Below are 17,582 nucleotides of genomic sequence, written 5' to 3'. Positions count from 1 at the left end.
CCCCACGACACCCCGCACGCCGACCGGGCCCCCGACCGCCCTCACGCCCACACGGAGCCGCACGCTCACACCGGCGCGCCCACACCGCCCGACGCGCGCCCCGAAGCCACCGCCATGCCCAAGGGACGCCCCCCGCAGCGCCCCAAGGAGCCCGGTGGAGGCCTGTTGATGGGGCGGCCCTTCGGGGTGCCCGTGTACGTGGCGCCCAGCTGGTTCCTCGTCGCAGCGCTCATCACCTGGGTGTTCGGCGGCCAGTTGGACCGCGTGCTGCCCGAACTCGGCGCCGCCCGCTACCTCGTGGCCCTCTTCTTCGCGGTCGCCTTCTACGGCTCCGTCCTGGTGCACGAACTGGCGCACACCGTCGCCGCCCTCCGCTTCAAACTCCCGGTCCGACGCATCCAGTTGCAGTTCTTCGGCGGCGTCTCCGAGATCGAGAAGGAGGCCGAGACCCCCGGCAGGGAGTTCGTGCTGGCCTTCGTCGGCCCGCTGCTCTCGCTGATCCTCTCGGGCATCTTCTACCTCGCCATGCAGCCCGTGGAGCCCGGCACCGTCCCCGGCGTCCTGCTGGCCGGCCTGATGGTCTCCAACCTCATCGTGGCCGCCTTCAACCTGCTGCCCGGCCTGCCCCTCGACGGCGGCCGGATGCTCCGCGCCGTCGTCTGGAAGATCACCGGCAGGCCCATGAGCGGCACGATCGCCGCAGCCTGGGTCGGCCGCGCCCTCGCCGTCTCCGTCCTGATCGGCCTCCCGCTCCTCACCCAGACCGGCGCCCTCGGCACCAACACCGAGGACATCAGCGGCATGGACACCGTCACGGACGCCCTCCTGGCCGCGATCCTCGCCGCGATCATCTGGACCGGCGCCGGCAACAGCCTCCGCATGGCCCGCCTGCGCGAGCACCTCCCGGACCTCCGCGCCCGCAACCTCACCCGCCGCGCGGTACCCGTCGAGACCAACACGCCCCTCTCCGAGGCCCTGCGCCGCGCCAACGCCGCCGGCGCCCGCGCCCTGGTCGTCGTCGACGCCGACGGCCAGCCGCTCTCCCTCGTGCGCGAGGCGGCCATCGTCGGCGTCCCCGAACACCGCCGCCCCTGGGTCTCCGTCAGCGGCCTCGCCCAGGACCTCACCGAGGGCATGCGCGTCTCCGCGGAACTGGCCGGAGAGGACCTCCTCGACACCCTGCGCGCCACCCCCGCCACCGAATACCTCGTGGTCGAGGAGACCGGCGAGATCTACGGCGTCCTGTCCGCTGCCGACGTGGAGCGCGCCTTCGTGAAGGCCATGGCCCGCCCCAACTGAGGCACGCGCGCGTGGTCGGCGGCCCCCGCAATCGCCGGTAGGCTGGTCACATGTCCGAACCGACCGGTGCCGCCCGCAGGCGCGGGCCCTTCAAGGTCGGGGACCAGGTTCAGCTGACCGACCCCAAGGGCCGCCACTACACGTTCACGCTCGAAGCGGGGAAGAACTTCCACACCCACAAGGGTTCCTTCCCGCACGACGAGCTGATCGGCGCACCCGAGGGCAGCGTTGTCCGCACCACCGGAAACGTCGCCTACCTCGCGCTGCGCCCCCTGCTCCCCGACTACGTCCTGTCCATGCCCCGCGGCGCCGCCGTGGTCTACCCCAAGGACGCGGGGCAGATCCTGTCCTTCGCGGACATCTTCCCCGGCGCACGCGTCGTGGAAGCGGGCGTGGGCTCCGGCTCGCTCAGCAGCTTCCTGCTGCGCGCCGTCGGTGACCAGGGCATGCTGCACTCCTACGAGCGCCGCGAGGACTTCGCCGAGATCGCCCAGCAGAACGTGGAGCGCTACTTCGGCGGCCCGCACCCCGCCTGGCAGCTCACCGTCGGCGACCTCCAGGACAACCTGTCCGACACGGACGTCGACCGCGTCATCCTCGACATGCTCGCCCCCTGGGAGTGCCTGGAGGCCGTCTCCAAGGCGCTCGTGCCCGGCGGCATCCTGTGCTGCTACGTCGCGACCACCACCCAGCTCGCGCGGACCGTCGAGTCCATCCGCGAGATCGGCTCCTTCAACGAGCCGACCGCCTGGGAGACGATGCTCCGCAACTGGCACGTCGAGGGCCTGGCCGTCCGTCCCGACCACCGCATGATCGGCCACACCGGCTTCCTTCTCACCGCCCGCCGCCTCGCGGACGGCGTCGAGCCCCCCATGCGCCGCCGCCGCCCCTCCAAGGGCGCCTACGGCGACGACTACACCGGCCCGAACGCGGACGGCGGTGGCGGCCGCTAACGCCCGCCGCACCGCACCCTTGGCGGCCCTGTGCCGCACTCAACGCGCGAACGCCGTGGCCGAGTTCCCGGAACACCTTCGGAACCGGGCCACGGCGTCTCTCTTCTGACGTACCGCCACAGCAGAAGAACCCTCCCGTGCGATCACGCGAACGAACTGTCGACCCCGCCGTTCCCCCGCATTGTGACGTGTGGCACCATGCAGGCCACCCCCACCGGCACAGCCCTCACAGGAGACACTCCTAGTGCAGCACTCCGCCGTCCCGGAACTGGAACTGGCACACACGAACACCCGGCCCATCCACTGGGTCGCCACCGCCACGGCACTCGCCGCCGTCGTGGCGCTCTCCTCGGTCCTGCAGCCCGATTCGGCGCGCGCCGCCCAGGCCTCCGGCCCGCAGGCGAAGCCCGCTCTCTCCACCGCCCCGGCCCCCGCGACCGCAGGGGTCGACTTCCCCATCCAGTGCGGTCCCCAGAAGGCCGTCGTCCAGAAGCAGGCCTCCGGCGACCTCGACGGCGACGGCAGACCGGAGACGGTCGCCGTGGTCCACTGCGACGCCGGCATGGGCACCCCGCCCGACGGCGTCTACGTCCTGACCCAGACCGCGCACGCCGCCAAGCCGCGCGTGGTGGCCACCCTGATCGCGCCGAAATCCCGGGAGACGGTCACCGAGTTCGCCGTACGCGACGGCGCCGTACTCGCGACGATGCTCGGCTACTCGACCCAGGACGTGCCCAGTTGCTGCCCTGACGTCAAGGAGAGCGCGAAGTGGCAGTGGAAGAACGGCACGTTCGTCCGCTCCACGCCCGGCAACACCCAGAGCGTCTGACACATCGGAGCCACCGCCCCGACGGCCCTCAGGCCGCGTCGGGGCCGTACACCTCGACCCGGTCCGCGACCCGGCGCACATGAATGCAGTCCCCGGGACACTCCTTCGCGGAGTCCACCACGTCGACCAGCAGCGTCAGCGGGACGGGCGTGGTGGCGCCCTTGTCCTGCAACAGCTCGTCGTCCGGGCTCTTCACATAGGCCAGCCCGTCGATGTCCAGCTCGAAGACCTCGGGGGCGTACTGGGCGCAGATGCCGTCGCCGGTACAGAGATCCTGGTCGATCCAGACCTCCAGCGCCTCGCCGTCGGCCGCGGCCTCGTCCTGCACGGTGATCTCTCCTGCTTCCGCCGGGTGTTGAACACTTCGACCCTACCTCCGCACCCCCGGGCGACACTTCCTGGAGATCCCTGGTTTCACGCCACGACATGACGGGCACCGTCCGCGCGGACACTCTCCGTCAGGGGGCGCCCCGGCGGGATTTCGCCGGGCTCCGACCCCGCCGATACGGCAACTCACGTCCCCCATGAAGGATTTTGACCGACCCACCCTTGGAACAGTCGGCTTCTGAATCACGTTGAGTGGGTATTCAGACGGCACGAGGGAGAGCGCAGGGTGACCGACGACACACCTTGACAGTCTTTGTGATCTAGGGGTTTCAATCGACACCCACCCAGGTAGGGTCTGGAAGCGTCCAGCTCCCCTTGGAGGAGGTGAGGACCGTGGCAGCCCACGACGACGACATGAACCGCGGCATCCGCCCGGGACGAGGGTCCGACGACCCGTCCGGGCAGATTGCCTACCTTGAGCAGGAGATCGCCGTCCTGCGACGTAAGCTCGCCGACTCTCCGCGACACACGAGGATTCTCGAAGAGCGGATCGTCGAGCTGCAGACCAATCTGGCCGGGGTGTCCGCCCAGAACGAGCGACTCGCCAACACGCTCCGTGAGGCCCGCGACCAGATCGTGGCCCTCAAGGAAGAGGTCGACCGGCTCGCACAGCCACCGGCCGGCTTCGGAGTCTTCCTCGTGGCCAACGAGGACGGCACCGCGGACATCTTCACCGGCGGCCGCAAACTCCGGGTGAACGTCAGCCCAAGCGTGGATCTCGAAGAGCTCCGCCGCGGCCAGGAAGTAATGCTCAACGAAGCGCTCAACGTGGTCGAGGCCATGGAGTACGAGCGCGTCGGCGACATCGTCACCCTCAAGGAGATCCTTGAGGACGGCGAACGCGCCCTCGTGGTGGGGCACACCGACGAGGAGCGGGTGGTACGGCTCGCCGAGCCACTGCTGGACATCACCATCCGCCCCGGCGACGCCCTGCTGCTCGAACCCCGTTCCGGCTACGTCTACGAGATCGTCCCGAAGAGCGAGGTCGAGGAACTCGTCCTCGAAGAGGTCCCCGACATCGGCTACGAGCAGATCGGCGGTCTGGGCGGCCAGATCGAGATGATCCGCGACGCGGTCGAACTGCCGTACCTCTACCCCGACCTCTTCAAGGAGCACGAACTGCGGCCGCCCAAGGGCGTCCTGCTGTACGGGCCTCCCGGATGCGGAAAGACGCTCATCGCCAAGGCCGTCGCCAACTCGCTGGCCAAAAAGGTCGCCGAGGTCACCGGACAGGCCACCGGCAAGAGCTTCTTCCTCAACATCAAGGGCCCCGAGCTCCTCAACAAGTACGTCGGCGAGACCGAGCGGCAGATCCGCCTCGTCTTCCAGCGTGCACGTGAAAAGGCCAGCGAGGGCACACCCGTCATCGTCTTCTTCGACGAGATGGAATCCCTCTTCCGCACCCGCGGATCCGGTGTCAGCTCGGACGTGGAGAACACCATCGTCCCCCAGCTGCTCGCCGAGATCGACGGCGTGGAAGGCCTGCAGAACGTGGTCGTCATCGGCGCCTCGAACCGCGAGGACATGATCGACCCCGCCATCCTGCGCCCCGGCCGCCTGGACGTGAAGATCAAGATCGAACGTCCCGACGCCGAGGCCGCCAAGGACATCTTCGGCAAGTACCTCACCGAGCGCCTCCCGCTGCACCCCGACGACGTCGGCGAGCACGGCGGCGACAAGACCACCACCGTCACCAGCATGATCCAGACGGCCGTGGAACACATGTACACGGAATCCGAGGAGAACCGCTTCCTGGAGGTCACCTACGCCAACGGTGACAAGGAAGTCCTCTACTTCAAGGACTTCAACTCCGGCGCCATGATCGAGAACATCGTGGGCCGGGCCAAGAAGATGGCCATCAAGGACTTCCTCGACCACAAGCAGAAGGGCATCCGCGTCTCCCACCTCCTCCAGGCATGCGTGGACGAGTTCAAGGAGAACGAGGACCTGCCCAACACCACCAACCCGGACGACTGGGCCCGGATCTCCGGAAAGAAGGGCGAACGGATCGTCTACATCCGTACGCTCATCACCGGCAAGCAGGGCGCCGACACCGGACGCTCCATCGACACGGTGGCGAACACCGGTCAGTACCTGTAAAAAGCAGGGTGGCTGCGGGTGCCCTAGGCGGGTACCCGCAGCCAACTGTTTTTCAGGCCATGACCGCGACAAGGGGCGCGCAAGGCAATGACGCAAATGATCTCCCCACCAGCGCAAAGCCGTTCTAGGCTCTTCGGTACCGCCGAGTCGCGCAGTGCGGGGACGGGCACCGCACACGCACCGGAGCGCCAGCGGTACTTGAGCGGCGCCCCCGACCGAGGGCGCCGCCGGGCAAGGAGGGCCGCATGACCGTACGGCGAGTAATGGGCATCGAGACGGAGTACGGGATCTCCGTCCCCGGCCACCCCAACGCCAATGCCATGCTCACCTCGTCCCAGATCGTCAACGCCTACGCGGCGGCGATGCACCGGGCCCGGCGGGCCCGCTGGGACTTCGAGGAGGAGAATCCGCTGCGGGACGCGCGAGGCTTCGACCTCGCCCGGGAGGCCGCCGACTCCACCCAGCTCACCGACGAGGACATCGGCCTCGCCAATGTCATCCTCACCAACGGCGCGCGCCTCTACGTCGACCACGCACACCCGGAGTACAGCTCCCCCGAAGTCACCAACCCCATGGACGCCGTTCTGTGGGACAAGGCCGGCGAGCGCATCATGGCGGAGGCCGCCGAGCGCGCGGCCCAACTCCCGGGCGCCCAGCCGATCCACCTCTACAAGAACAACACCGACAACAAGGGCGCCTCCTACGGCACGCACGAGAACTATCTGATGAAGCGGGAGACCCCCTTCTCGGACATCGTGCGCCACCTGACGCCCTTCTTCGTCTCCCGACAGGTCGTCACCGGAGCCGGCCGCGTGGGCATCGGCCAGGACGGACACGAGCACGGCTTCCAGCTCAGCCAGCGCGCCGACTACTTCGAGGTCGAGGTCGGTCTGGAGACCACCCTCAAGCGCCCGATCATCAACACCCGCGACGAACCGCACGCGGACGCCGAGAAGTACCGCCGCCTGCACGTGATCATCGGCGACGCGAACCTCTCCGAGATCTCGACGTATCTGAAGCTCGGCACCACCGCCCTGGTCCTCTCCATGATCGAGGACGGCTTCATCGCGGTCGACCTGGCCGTGGACCAGCCGGTCCGCACCCTCCACCAGGTCTCCCACGACCCCACCCTCAAGCGCCTGGTCACCCTCCGCAGCGGCCGGACACTCACCGCGGTCCAGCTGCAGATGGAGTACTTCGAGCTGTCCCGCAAGTACGTCGAGGAACGCTACGGCTCCGACGCGGACGACCAGACCAAGGACGTCCTCGCCCGCTGGGAGGACACGCTCAACCGCCTGGAGAACGACCCGATGAGCCTGGCCGGTGAGCTGGACTGGGTCGCCAAGCGGGAACTCATGGAGGGCTACCGGCGCCGGGACGACCTCGACTGGGACGCGGCCCGGCTGCAGCTGGTCGACCTCCAGTACGCGGACGTACGGGCCGAGAAGGGCCTCTACAACCGCCTGGTGGCCCGTGGCCGCATCAAACGGCTGCTGGACGAGGACACGGTCGAGCGGGCGCGTACGACGCCCCCGGAGGACACGCGCGCGTACTTCCGCGGACGCTGCCTGGAGCAGTACGCCGACGACGTCGCGGCGGCCTCCTGGGACTCCGTGATCTTCGACCTCCCGGGCCGGGACTCGCTCCAGCGCGTCCCAACCCTGGAACCGCTTCGCGGAACGCGTAATCACGTCAAGGAGCTCCTGGACCGCTGTCGTACGGCGGAAGACCTGGTCAGGGTCCTGTCGGGCGGCTGACAGGACCCTCGGATCCGGGGCTCCGGACAGGGTGGAATGTCCGGTGGCCGGGAATCATCGAGGTGGCCGCCGTACGTTGTAGGAACTGCGGGGCCGATGTCAGTCCCTGCAAGTAGGGTCTGATCAAGAACGTCGAACCGAGCGGGGTGAGGGTTATGGCGACCAAGGACACCGGCGGCGGACAGCAGAAGGCGACGCGCTCCACGGAGGAGGTCGAGGAGCAGGCCGAGGAAGCACAGGCGACCGACGACCTCAAGGAGCGCCACGAGAAGCTGAGCGACGATGTCGACTCGGTTCTGGACGAGATCGACGACGTACTCGAAGAGAACGCCGAGGACTTCGTGCGGTCCTTCGTTCAAAAGGGCGGCCAGTAGGCCGCCCTGTCCTTCGATTCGAAGGTGAACGGGGTGGCATGGTGGCAGGCGAGTCGAAGATGAAGTGCTGCGTGCGGTGCGGTGGGACCAAACCGCACGCAGTCTTCGCATCCGGGCGCACGAATCGCGTGCGATTCGGGGAGAGCCGGCCGCGTTCGGAGCGGTATTCCGAGCGGTAAAGGAATGCCTCCGCCGTTCATGTGGATCACTGCCACCAGACGGGTAGGGTCCGTGGCGTACTGTGCTTCAACTGCAATTCGGCCATCGGCAAGTTGGGAGATGATCCCGACGCTGTTCGTCGGGCTGCCGCCTACTTGGAAGGATCCTCGTGGAAGCCAACACTCGTAGCACCGGGCGTCTACCAGCTGCCTTCCTGACGCCTGGGTCGTCGTCCTTCATGGACTTCCTCTCCGACCACCAGCCGGGGATGCTGCCGGGCAACCGGCAACTGCCGCCCACCCAGGGCGTCGTCGAGGCCCCGCACGGCACGACCATCGTCGCCGTCACGTTCCCCGGTGGCGTGGTGCTCGCCGGTGACCGACGGGCCACCATGGGCAATGTCATCGCACAGCGGGACATCGAGAAGGTCTTCCCGGCGGACGAGTACTCGGCCGTCGGAATCGCCGGCACCGCCGGCCTCGCCGTCGAGATGGTCAGGCTCTTCCAGCTGGAGCTGGAGCACTTCGAGAAGGTCGAAGGCGCCCAACTCTCCCTGGAGGGCAAGGCGAACCGACTGTCCACCATGATCCGTTCCAACCTCGGCATGGCCATGCAGGGCCTCGCCGTGGTCCCGCTCTTCGCCGGCTTCGACGTGGACCGCGGCATCGGCCGCATCTTCTCCTACGACGTGACGGGCGGCCGTTCCCAGGAGCACGGCTACGCGGCCACCGGCTCCGGCTCGGTCTTCGCCCGCAGCGCCATGAAGAAGCTCTTCCACGACGGACTGACCGAGTCCGAGGCCACGACCCTCGTGGTGCAGGCCCTCTACGACGCCGCTGACGACGACTCGGCGACCGGTGGTCCCGATGTGGCCCGCCGGATCTACCCGATCGTCACCGTGATCACCGAGGACGGCTTCCGCCGGCTCACCGACGACGAGTCCTCCGAGATCGCCGCCTCGATCCTGGAGCGGCGACTGCAGCAGCCCGACGGCCCGCGCGCCGCGCTGCTCTGACCGCGGGCCCGTTCTCATCAAGGTGATCCAGTGACTTCGACGGAACTTTAAAGAGAGGGACGGATACCGGTGTCGACGCCGTTCTATGTCTCACCCCAGCAGGCCATGGCCGACCGGGCGGAGTACGCCCGCAAGGGCATCGCCCGTGGCCGCAGCCTGGTCGTGCTGCAGTTCGCCGACGGCATTGTCTTCGTCGGCGAGAACCCGTCCCGCGCGCTGCACAAGTTCAGCGAGATCTATGACCGGATCGGGTTCGCGGCAGCCGGAAAATACAACGAGTACGAGAACCTGCGGATCGGCGGCGTGCGCTACGCCGACATGCGCGGTTACACCTACGACCGCGCAGATGTGACCGCCCGCGGTCTCGCCAACGTCTACGCCCAGACGCTCGGCACGATCTTCTCCAGCGCGGCAGAGAAGCCGTACGAGGTGGAGTTGGTCGTCGCGGAGGTCGGGGACACGTCCGACGGCGATCAGATCTACCGGCTGCCGCACGACGGTTCGATCGTGGACGAGCACGGCTCGGTCGCGGTCGGCGGCAACGCGGAGACGATCAGCAGCTATCTGGATCAGCGGCACCGCGACGGCATGACTCTCGCGGAGGCGCTCAAGCTGGCCGTGCAGTCCCTGTCCCGTGACACGAACGGCAGCGAGCGGGAGATCCCCGCCGAGCGCCTCGAGGTCGCGGTGCTGGACCGTACCCGCCCGCAGGCCCGCAAGTTCAAGCGGATCGTCGGCGGCGAGCTGTCCCGGCTGCTCGGCGAGAGCGAGAGCGCGGACGCCTCGTCGGAGCCCGACGACGACGCCGAGGACGATGCCGAGAAGTGAGCCGAAGAGTTCGCTGAGTTCCCAGCCCCTCGTGTGCCCCGGCCGGTCATCGGCCGGGGCACACGACGTTGCGAGGGGCCTCAGGAGCCGCTCGGGGCCGCTGTGGAGCCTCGTACGACCAGTTCCACCGGGATGTCCCCCTCCTCCGGTGTGCGGCCGTCCAGGACCGCCAGGAGGGCGCGCATGCCGTGCTCGCCGAAGAGTTCGGCGTCGAGGCGGACCGTGGTCAGTTCCGGGTCGATGGCGGTGGCCAGGGCGAGGTCGTCGAGGCCGGTGATCGACAGGTCCTGCGGGATGCGCAGGCCGAGGCGGCGGGCGGCCTTGTAGGCGCCGGCGGCGAGTTTGTCGTCGTCGCAGACCAGGGCGGTGGGCCGGGGGCCGGGTGTCGAGAGGGCGGTCTCGGCGGCGGTCAGGGCGCCCTCGATCGAGATGGGGGCGCGGGTCGTACGGATCGTGGTGCCCTCGAACTCGCCGACGCGTGCGGCCAGTTCACGCGCGCGTACCTCGAAGGTCCAGGACGGGATGTCCGCGGCGAGGTGGAGGAAGCGGCGGTGGCCCAGGGTCAGCAGGTGGTCGGCGACCTGGCGGACGCCGTCGGCGATGTCCAGGTTGACGGTCGCGGCGCCGAGGCTGCCCTCCGGGTCGCTGTCGAGCATCACGAGGGGCAGTTGGTCGCCGCGGATCGCGGTGAGGGCGTCGGCGGCCATGGAGGAGGCGATGACGCCGTCCAGGGCGGCCTGCGCGGAGGCGAAGGGGTCGCGGGCGGGGCCGATGCCCTCGGGGGAGGGGTAGAGGACCACGCCGAAGCCGTGTTCGGCGGCGACCCGGGCGGCGCCGGTGTAGACGCCGGCGAAGAACTCCGTGGTCAGCGCGGGGACGACCAGGAGGACGGTACGGGTGTGTCCCAGCCGGAGGTTGCGGGCCGCGAGGTTGGGGCGGTAGCCCAGGTCGCGGGCGGCCTCCCGGACGCGTTCGGCGGTGGTCTCCGAGACGCGGCCCCGCCATTTGTCGCCGAGCACCAGTGAGACGGCGGCCTGTGACACCCCGGCGACCTGGGCGACGTCGCGGCTCGTGGGGCGGGTGCTGCCTCGTGCCACCGTGGGGCTGCTCCTTCGGCCGTACTTCGTCTGGACTCGTGAACAGGGCACATGGTACGTATGACCGTGGAAGTTATACGTAAAACGTGAGGGTGGGGCATGGCCGTGGGATATCTGGAGATCCTCAGGGCGAGACACGCCACTCGCCTGCTCATAGGGACGCTGGTCGGCCGGCTGCCGAACGCCACCGCCGCGATCGCGATCGTGCTGTTCATCCGCGCCGAGGGCGGCACCTACAGCCTCGCCGGGGCGCTGGCGGCCGTCTACGGCATCGCCAACGCGGTCGGGCAGCCCCTCCTCGGCCGGCTGGTGGACGTCCACGGACAGCCGCGGGTGCAGCTGCCCGCCGCGATCGTCTCCGCCCTCGGGATGACCGTCTTCGCCTACTGGGGCACCGATCCGCTCCCGCTCGCCTACGCCGCCGTGGCCGCCGCGGGCCTCTTCGCGCCGCCCCTGGAGGGCGGTCTGCGCGCCCTGTGGCCGGCCGTGCTGCCCAAGGAGGAGCAGGTGCACACGGCGTACGCCATGGACGCCGTGGCGCAGGAAGTCATGTTCACCGTGGGGCCGTTGCTCGTGACGGTCTTCGTGTCGCTGTGGTCCGCCCCGGTGGCGCTGCTCGTGCTGAACGTCATAGGGGTGCTGGGCGCCCTCTCCGTGGTCGTGTCGCCGCCCTCGCGCGCGTGGCGGTCGGCCCCGCGTGCCGCGCACTGGCTGGGCGCCCTGCGCTCGCCGGGGCTGCTGGCACTGCTGGGCGCCTTCCTGTTCGTCGGGATGGCGCTCGGGTCCATCACGGTCGCCTCCGTGCCGTACGCGGACGGGCACGGCGGTGACGTGGTGTACGGGTGGCTGATGGCGGCCATCGGTCTGGGCGCGCTGCTGGGCGGGACGGTCTACGGGGCGCGGCAGTGGACCGGGGCGCCCGAGCGCCGACTGCGGGTCCTGGTGGGGCTGCTGGCGGTGTGTTACCTGCCGCTGATGCTCATGCCGGGCGCGGTCGCCATGGTGCTGCTGACCGTGCTCGCCGGGGTGTTCCTCGCGCCGGCTCTCGCCTGTGCGTTCATCATCGTGGACCGGCATGCCCCTAAAGGGACGGTCACCGAGGCTTTCTCCTGGCTTGTGACGACGTTCACCGTGGGCGCCTCGGTCGGAACGGGCGTCGCGGGGCCGGTCGTAGAGGCCGGTGGAGCCCTGTGGGGGTTCGCCGTGCCGGGGGCCGCCGGGGCGGTGTCGTTGCTGGTCCTGCTGGCCACCGGGCGGGTCCTCGCAGCTCCCGCCGGGGGAGCGGTCGTTGCGGCTTCATCGGAAAATGATCCAAACCGTGCGGTCGAACCCCGTTTCAGCACAGGGGATCGGGCGTAATGTTCACTCATGGACCGCCGCATTTTCGGGCTGGAGAACGAGTACGGCGTCACGTGTACGTTCAGGGGACAGCGTCGGCTGTCCCCCGACGAGGTGGCTCGGTACCTCTTCCGCCGTGTCGTGTCATGGGGCCGCAGCAGCAATGTCTTTCTGCGAAACGGCGCCCGGCTCTATCTCGACGTGGGCTCACATCCGGAATACGCGACCCCCGAATGTGACAACGTGACCGAACTGGTCACCCACGACAAAGCCGGCGAGCGCATTCTCGAAGGACTCCTGGTGGACGCCGAACGACGCCTGCACGAGGAAGGAATCGCGGGCGACGTCTACCTCTTCAAGAACAACACCGACTCGGCGGGCAACTCGTACGGCTGCCACGAGAACTATCTGGTGGCACGGCACGGCGAGTTCTCCCGGCTCGCGGACATCCTCATCCCGTTCCTGGTCACGCGTCAGCTGCTGTGCGGCGCGGGCAAGGTACTGCAGACCCCGCGCGGCGCCGTGTACTGCGTCAGCCAGCGCGCCGAACACATCTGGGAGGGCGTCTCCTCGGCCACGACGCGTTCCCGGCCCATCATCAACACCCGCGACGAACCGCACGCGGACGCCGAGCGCTACCGCCGTCTCCACGTCATCGTGGGCGACTCGAACATGTCCGAGACGACCATGCTGCTCAAGGTCGGCGCCACCGACCTGGTGCTGCGCATGATCGAGGCGGGCACGGTGATGCGCGACCTGACCCTGGAGAACCCGATCCGGGCGATCCGCGAGGTCAGCCACGACATCACGGGCCGGCGCAAGGTGCGTCTGGCCAGCGGCCGCGAGGCCTCCGCGATCGAGGTGCAGCGCGAGTACTACGAGAAGGCCGTGGACTTCGTGGACCGCCGCGGCATCCGCACCGGCACCGTCGAGCAGGTCCTCGAACTGTGGGGCCGCACCCTCGACGCGATCGAGGCCGAGGACCTCGACCGGATCGGCACCGAGATCGACTGGGTCATGAAGTACCAGCTGATCGAGCGCTACCGGGCCAAGCACAACATGACCATGTCCCACCCGCGGGTCGCCCAGATCGACCTCGCGTACCACGACATCCACCGTCGCCGAGGGCTCTACTACCTCCTCGAGAGGAAGGGCCAAGCCGCCCGGATCTGCAACGACTTGAAGATCTTCGAGGGCAAGTCCGTTCCGCCGCAGACCACTCGGGCGCGGCTGCGCGGCGACTTCATCCGCAGGGCCCAGGAACAGCGGCGGGACTTCACCGTCGACTGGGTCCATCTCAAGCTCAACGACCAGGCGCAGCGCACCGTGTTGTGCAAGGACCCGTTCCGTTCCGTGGACGACCGGGTGGAGAAACTGATCGCCGGAATGTAGGCAAAAGCGTCCGGACACCGACGTCCGGATACATATTCGGTACGCCACACGGGCCCCGTACGTTTCGCGTACGGGGCCCGTGCCACGCCGTAGAGTTGCGCGCACGCCATCAACAAGATCGACCGATACGAGGCCTTCACCGTGCGCCGACGCTCCCTTCTCATCGCTGTTCCCGCAGGACTTGTGACGATCGCGGGGTGCGGTGACAGCGACTCCTCCTCAAGCAAGGCCAGCGCGTCGCCGTCGCCGTCCGCCTCGGCCTCGACCGCTCCGCCGCCGAAGGTCGTGGACGGTCCGGTGCCGGCGATCACCGCGGGTACGAAGTTCGACGAGAAGCCGACCGTCGCCAAGGGCACAGGCGAGCCGTCGAAGAACCTCGCGGTCAAGACGGTCATCGCGGGCAGCGGCAAGGCCGTCGCGGAGGGCGACTTCGTCCAGGTCAACTACCTGGGTCAGATCTGGTCGACGGCCAAGGTGTTCGACAACTCCTACGACCGCAAGACCCCGTTGGTCATCCAGCTCGCCCAGGGCAGCATCATCGACGGCTGGCGCTACGGCCTCGCGGGCCGCAAGGTCGGCAGCCGCGTCGAGATGGCCATCCCGCCGACCTGGGGCTACGGCACGACGGGCAACAGCCAGGCGGGCATCAAGGGCACCGACACGCTCGTCTTCGTGATCGACGTGCAGGACGCCTTCAACATCAAGAGCTCCGCCAAGGGCAAGGCCGTCGCCCAGTCCGACAGTTCACTGCCCAAGGTCGGTACGAACACCGACGGCAAGGCCCCCTCGGTGACCGTCCCGAAGGCGGACCCGCCGAAGAAGCTGGTGTCGAACTACGTCCTGGAGGGCGACGGAGCCGTCGTCAAGGCGTCCCAGACGATCCTGTGCCAGTTCGAGGGCGTGGTCTGGAGCACCGGCAAGCAGTTCGAATCGACGTACTCCCAGGGCCGGTTGAGCCAGTTCGCGATCTCCCAGATGGAGTCGGTCGTCAAGGGTCTGGCGCAGGGTGTCACCGGCAAGAAGGTCGGCAGCCGCGTCCTGATCGTCGCGCCCCCGGACCTGGCCTACGGCGACACCCCGCCCAGTGGCGGCACCATCAAGAAGGGCGAGACCCTGGTGTTCTCGGTCGACATCCTGGCGGCGATGTAGCCCCGCGGGTGAATGCCTGGCCGACGCACGAGCGCGGCCGGGATGCGAGACTGTCCGAGTTGCCTTGTCGTACACAAGCAGGAGCTAGAGACGTGAGCATCGAGAAGCCCGAGATCGACTTCCCGGAGGGCGCACCCCCGGCCGACCTGGAGATCAAGGACCTTTGGGAGGGTGAGGGCGAGGTCGCGAAGTCGGGCCAGAACGTCACCGTCCACTACGTGGGCGTGGCCTTCAGCACCGGCGAGGAGTTCGACGCCAGCTGGAACCGCGGCACCCCGTTCAAGTTCCCGCTCGGTGGCGGCCGTGTCATCAAGGGCTGGGACCAGGGCGTGCAGGGCATGAAGGTCGGCGGCCGCCGCCAGCTGACCATCCCGGCGCACCTCGCCTACGGCAACCAGAGCCCGACCCCGGCCATCAAGCCGGGCGAGACCCTGATCTTCGTGGTCGACCTCGTCGCCGTCTGATCACCGGTTCCGACCGAGCCTGATCAACCGGGGCCCATGCCTGCTCGGGCATGGGCCCTCGGCTTTTGTCAGGCCACCGCGGAGCGGTACGGTCATCGTTCGTAAGTACAGAGGAAGGCGAAGGGCGTCGATGGCCATTGCCAAGGCCGAGCGGCTGATGAACCTCGCGCTGTGTCTGCTCGGGACGCGGCGGCCGCTCAGCAAGCGTGAGCTGCGGGAATCCATTGAGGCCTACCTCGAAGCCGGATCGGACGACTCCTTCAACCGGATGTTCGAGCGCGACAAGGACGATCTGCGCGAACTCGGCCTGGTCATCGAGACGGTGGAGAACCTGGACGGCGAGGTCGGCTATCTCGCCCGCCGCGACAGCAACCGCCTCCCGCCCATCACCCTCGACGCCGAGGAGGCCGCCGCCCTCGGCCTCGCCGCCAAGGTGTGGCAGCAGGCCCGGCTCGCCGGCGCGGCCAGCGGGGCGCTGCAGAAACTGCGCGCGGCCGGGATGCCCGAGGATCTCGACCCGTACGAGCCGCACGGCGCCCTGGAGCCCCGTATTCCGGTGCACGAGGCGTCGTTCGAGCCGCTGATGCTGGCCTGCCGGGACCGCCGTCCTGTCGTGTTCGAGTACCGCAAGGCCACCGCCGCCCGCCCCGAGACGCGCAGCGTCGAGCCGTGGGCCCTGGAGTGCTGGCGCGGCCACTGGTACCTCGCCGGCTGGGACCGGGACCGGGGTGCCGAACGCGTCTTCCGGCTCTCCCGGATCACCGGCAAGGTGCGTTCCCGCAACGGGCGGTTCACCGCGGACATCCCCGATGTCGTCACCGTGCGCGAGACCGTCGCGAGCTGGGCGGGGGAGACCGCCGACCGCTCCGCCCTGATCCGGCTGCGCACCGGCTCCGGATACCCCCTGCGGGCGAAAGCCGCGGCGGTTCGGGAACTCGGGGACGGCTGGGACGAGTTGGAGATTCCGTACGGCCACGGACTGGACGCCTGGCTGGTCGAGTTCGGACCGGACGTGGTCGTCCTGGAGCCCGCCGAGCTGCGGGCCGACGTGGTCGACCGGCTGCGTGCCGTGGCCAAGGGCTGAGGGGGAGCGGAAGAGAACTGTGGCAGGCAAACCGGTCAGGCCAGTCAACGCCATCGACCAGACCCGGCGGATGCTCTCCCTGGTGACCTATCTCAAGGAGCGCCCCGGAGCGCGCGTCGAGGACGTCGCGCGTGCCTTCGGGATCACCGAGGACGAGCTGGTCTCCGACCTCGACGTACTGCCCATGTGCGGGACCAGTTTCCGGGGCGGTGACCTGCTCGACATCGACACCGACGGCGAGCGCATCTGGTGGCACAACCCGGACGACGTCGCCGAACCGCTCCGGCTCGCCGCCGACGAGGCGACCGCCCTCCTGGTGGCCGCCCGCGCGGTGTCCACGCTGCCGGGCCTGCGCGAGAGCGACCGGCAGGCGCTGCTGCGGGCCAACGCCAAGCTGGAGGCGGCGGCCGGTGAGGCGGCCGGGGCCAGCGCCCGCCTCTCGGTGACCTTCGAGTCCGAGGGCGGTGTCTTCGCCGACGTCGACCGCGCGATCTCGGAGCGCCGCCGGCTGTGGATCCGCTACTACTCGCCCGCCCGCGACGAGTTGAGCGAGCGCGAGATCGACCCCATCCGGCTGGTCAGCGTCGGGCACACCTACGTGGAGGCCTGGTGCCGCCGCTCCGAGGCGCGCCGCACCTTCCGCCTCGACCGGGTCGCCGAGATCAAGATCCTCGACGAGCCGTCCGCACCGCCCGAGATCGAACTGCGGGACCTGTCGGAGGCGCTGGTGCAGCCCGCCGCCGAGGACCCCGAGGTCGTCGTGGAGGTCGGCCCGGGCGGGCGCTGGGTCGCCGAGTACTACCCGCACGACAGTGCCGATGAGCTTCCCGACGGCGGGCTGCGTATTACCTTGCGCACCCCCGACCCGACGTCCCTGCGACGCCTGGCCCTGCGGCTGGGGCGCGACGGCCGGATCGTCTCCCCGAGCGATCTCGCCGACAGCGCCCGCCGCGCGGCCCGCGAGGCGCTGGCGGCGTACGACGGACCGCAGAGCGTGGTTGACGGTGTGCATGGTGTTGACGAGAGGCAGGAGCAGGGGCTGTGAGCGAGTCGACGATGTCGGGTGTCCCGGGTGTCCAGGAGATGACGGTGGCCGCCGCGTTCGCCGGGATGAAGAACGTGATGCCGGTCGTGTTCAGAGCGGGCTGCCCGGACTGCCGGGGCAACTTCGAACTGGCGGCGAGCGCCCTGCGCCTCGCCATCGGCGCCACCAGCCGCACCACGTTCTACTCCTTCACCTGCCCCGACTGCGGCGCCTCGGTCCGCAAGCCCGCGGGCGAGCGGATCGTCGAGCTGCTCACCGGAGGCGGGGTGCGGACCCTGCGCCTGACCTCCGTCGGGTAGCAGGGTCTAGGCT

General features: G+C 69.1%; 17 protein-coding genes and 1 pseudogene. 16 read left to right on the top strand and 2 right to left on the bottom strand.

The window, feature by feature from the left end; all coding sequences use genetic code 11:
• From JHN45_RS18545 to JHN45_RS18535, 3 genes are all read left to right on the top strand, one after another.
• Positions 1 to 1,299 (top strand): site-2 protease family protein (locus JHN45_RS18545; protein WP_236583800.1); only part of this gene is annotated, 1,299 nt, incomplete at its 5' end.
• A 50-nt stretch (positions 1,300 to 1,349) separates the two neighbouring features.
• On the top strand, positions 1,350 to 2,252 hold the full coding sequence (locus JHN45_RS18540; protein ID WP_201049782.1) for a tRNA (adenine-N1)-methyltransferase: 903 nt from the start codon (positions 1,350 to 1,352) through the stop codon (positions 2,250 to 2,252).
• Positions 2,253 to 2,496: 244 nt separating this feature from the next.
• The gene (locus JHN45_RS18535) at positions 2,497 to 3,081 is read left to right on the top strand and encodes a hypothetical protein (RefSeq protein WP_200716539.1); all 585 of its coding nucleotides are present in this window, start codon (positions 2,497 to 2,499) and stop codon (positions 3,079 to 3,081) included.
• Positions 3,082 to 3,109: 28 nt separating this feature from the next.
• On the opposite strand, the gene JHN45_RS18530 is transcribed toward JHN45_RS18535, so the two are convergent.
• Positions 3,110 to 3,415, bottom strand: coding sequence for a ferredoxin (locus JHN45_RS18530; RefSeq protein WP_201049783.1), 306 nt, complete (start codon positions 3,413 to 3,415; stop codon positions 3,110 to 3,112).
• A 386-nt stretch (positions 3,416 to 3,801) separates the two neighbouring features.
• On the opposite strand from JHN45_RS18530, the gene arc reads away from it, so the two are divergent.
• The 6 genes and pseudogenes from arc (at position 3,802) to prcA (ending at position 9,701) form a co-directional block, all read left to right on the top strand.
• Positions 3,802 to 5,568, top strand: coding sequence for a proteasome ATPase (gene arc, locus JHN45_RS18525; protein ID WP_200716538.1), 1,767 nt, complete (start codon positions 3,802 to 3,804; stop codon positions 5,566 to 5,568).
• Positions 5,569 to 5,813: 245 nt separating this feature from the next.
• Complete coding sequence (dop, locus tag JHN45_RS18520; RefSeq protein WP_359608354.1) at positions 5,814 to 7,325, top strand: depupylase/deamidase Dop; 1,512 nt, start codon at positions 5,814 to 5,816, stop codon at positions 7,323 to 7,325.
• Between the two features lie 155 nt (positions 7,326 to 7,480).
• Entirely contained in the window at positions 7,481 to 7,699 is a 219-nt protein-coding gene (locus JHN45_RS18515; RefSeq protein ID WP_019066113.1) for a ubiquitin-like protein Pup, read from the top strand.
• A 185-nt stretch (positions 7,700 to 7,884) separates the two neighbouring features.
• A pseudogene (locus JHN45_RS18510) lies at positions 7,885 to 8,076 on the top strand (endonuclease VII domain-containing protein); the annotation flags it as partial.
• Positions 8,028 to 8,873 (top strand): proteasome subunit beta, encoded by an 846-nt coding sequence (gene prcB, locus JHN45_RS18505; protein ID WP_200716537.1) that lies wholly within the window; start codon positions 8,028 to 8,030, stop codon positions 8,871 to 8,873. The pseudogene JHN45_RS18510 and the gene prcB, both read left to right, overlap by 49 nt.
• A gap of 69 nt (positions 8,874 to 8,942) precedes the next feature.
• On the top strand, positions 8,943 to 9,701 hold the full coding sequence (gene prcA, locus JHN45_RS18500) for a proteasome subunit alpha (RefSeq protein WP_200716536.1): 759 nt from the start codon (positions 8,943 to 8,945) through the stop codon (positions 9,699 to 9,701).
• 80 nt (positions 9,702 to 9,781) lie between these two features.
• Here the strand turns inward: prcA and JHN45_RS18495 are convergent, their stop codons facing one another.
• Positions 9,782 to 10,798, bottom strand: coding sequence for a LacI family DNA-binding transcriptional regulator (locus JHN45_RS18495; RefSeq protein ID WP_201049781.1), 1,017 nt, complete (start codon positions 10,796 to 10,798; stop codon positions 9,782 to 9,784).
• Between the two features lie 99 nt (positions 10,799 to 10,897).
• On the opposite strand from JHN45_RS18495, the gene JHN45_RS18490 reads away from it, so the two are divergent.
• From JHN45_RS18490 to JHN45_RS18460, 7 genes are all read left to right on the top strand, one after another.
• Entirely contained in the window at positions 10,898 to 12,157 is a 1,260-nt protein-coding gene (locus JHN45_RS18490) for an MFS transporter (RefSeq protein WP_200715032.1), read from the top strand.
• Positions 12,158 to 12,166: 9 nt separating this feature from the next.
• On the top strand, positions 12,167 to 13,528 hold the full coding sequence (gene pafA, locus JHN45_RS18485) for a Pup--protein ligase (RefSeq protein ID WP_043681683.1): 1,362 nt from the start codon (positions 12,167 to 12,169) through the stop codon (positions 13,526 to 13,528).
• A gap of 141 nt (positions 13,529 to 13,669) precedes the next feature.
• On the top strand, positions 13,670 to 14,677 hold the full coding sequence (locus JHN45_RS18480) for an FKBP-type peptidyl-prolyl cis-trans isomerase (protein ID WP_200715031.1): 1,008 nt from the start codon (positions 13,670 to 13,672) through the stop codon (positions 14,675 to 14,677).
• Positions 14,678 to 14,769: 92 nt separating this feature from the next.
• Positions 14,770 to 15,141 carry an FKBP-type peptidyl-prolyl cis-trans isomerase gene (locus tag JHN45_RS18475; protein WP_200715030.1) on the top strand — a complete coding sequence of 124 codons (372 nt, stop codon included), beginning with the start codon at positions 14,770 to 14,772 and terminating at the stop codon, positions 15,139 to 15,141.
• Between the two features lie 130 nt (positions 15,142 to 15,271).
• Positions 15,272 to 16,225: a YafY family protein gene (locus tag JHN45_RS18470; protein ID WP_201049780.1), complete on the top strand. Its 954-nt coding sequence runs from the start codon at positions 15,272 to 15,274 to the stop codon at positions 16,223 to 16,225.
• A gap of 19 nt (positions 16,226 to 16,244) precedes the next feature.
• The gene (locus JHN45_RS18465) at positions 16,245 to 17,270 is read left to right on the top strand and encodes a YafY family protein (protein WP_200715028.1); all 1,026 of its coding nucleotides are present in this window, start codon (positions 16,245 to 16,247) and stop codon (positions 17,268 to 17,270) included.
• Positions 17,267 to 17,569, top strand: coding sequence for a hypothetical protein (locus tag JHN45_RS18460; protein ID WP_201049779.1), 303 nt, complete (start codon positions 17,267 to 17,269; stop codon positions 17,567 to 17,569). Before JHN45_RS18465 ends, JHN45_RS18460 begins: the two co-directional genes overlap by 4 nt.
• Positions 17,570 to 17,582: the final 13 nt, after the last annotated feature.

Origin of the sequence: Streptomyces sp. MBT53, assembly GCF_016654115.1 — a bacterium.
GTDB lineage: Bacteria > Actinomycetota > Actinomycetes > Streptomycetales > Streptomycetaceae > Streptomyces.
Note: the sequence above shows the minus strand (reverse complement) of the source record. Positions and strands in the feature narration are given on the sequence as shown.

Bases quoted from the DNA above. Each gene is read 5' to 3' on its own strand.
- JHN45_RS18540 (WP_201049782.1), top strand. From the start codon at position 1,350: ATGTCCGAACCGACCGGTGCCGCCCGCAGGCGCGGGCCCTTCAAGGTC.
- dop (WP_359608354.1), top strand. From the start codon at position 5,814: ATGACCGTACGGCGAGTAATGGGCATCGAGACGGAGTACGGGATCTCC.
- JHN45_RS18515 (WP_019066113.1), top strand. From the start codon at position 7,481: ATGGCGACCAAGGACACCGGCGGCGGACAGCAGAAGGCGACGCGCTCC.
- JHN45_RS18490 (WP_200715032.1), top strand. From the start codon at position 10,898: ATGGCCGTGGGATATCTGGAGATCCTCAGGGCGAGACACGCCACTCGC.
- pafA (WP_043681683.1), top strand. From the start codon at position 12,167: ATGGACCGCCGCATTTTCGGGCTGGAGAACGAGTACGGCGTCACGTGT.
- JHN45_RS18470 (WP_201049780.1), top strand. From the start codon at position 15,272: ATGGCCATTGCCAAGGCCGAGCGGCTGATGAACCTCGCGCTGTGTCTG.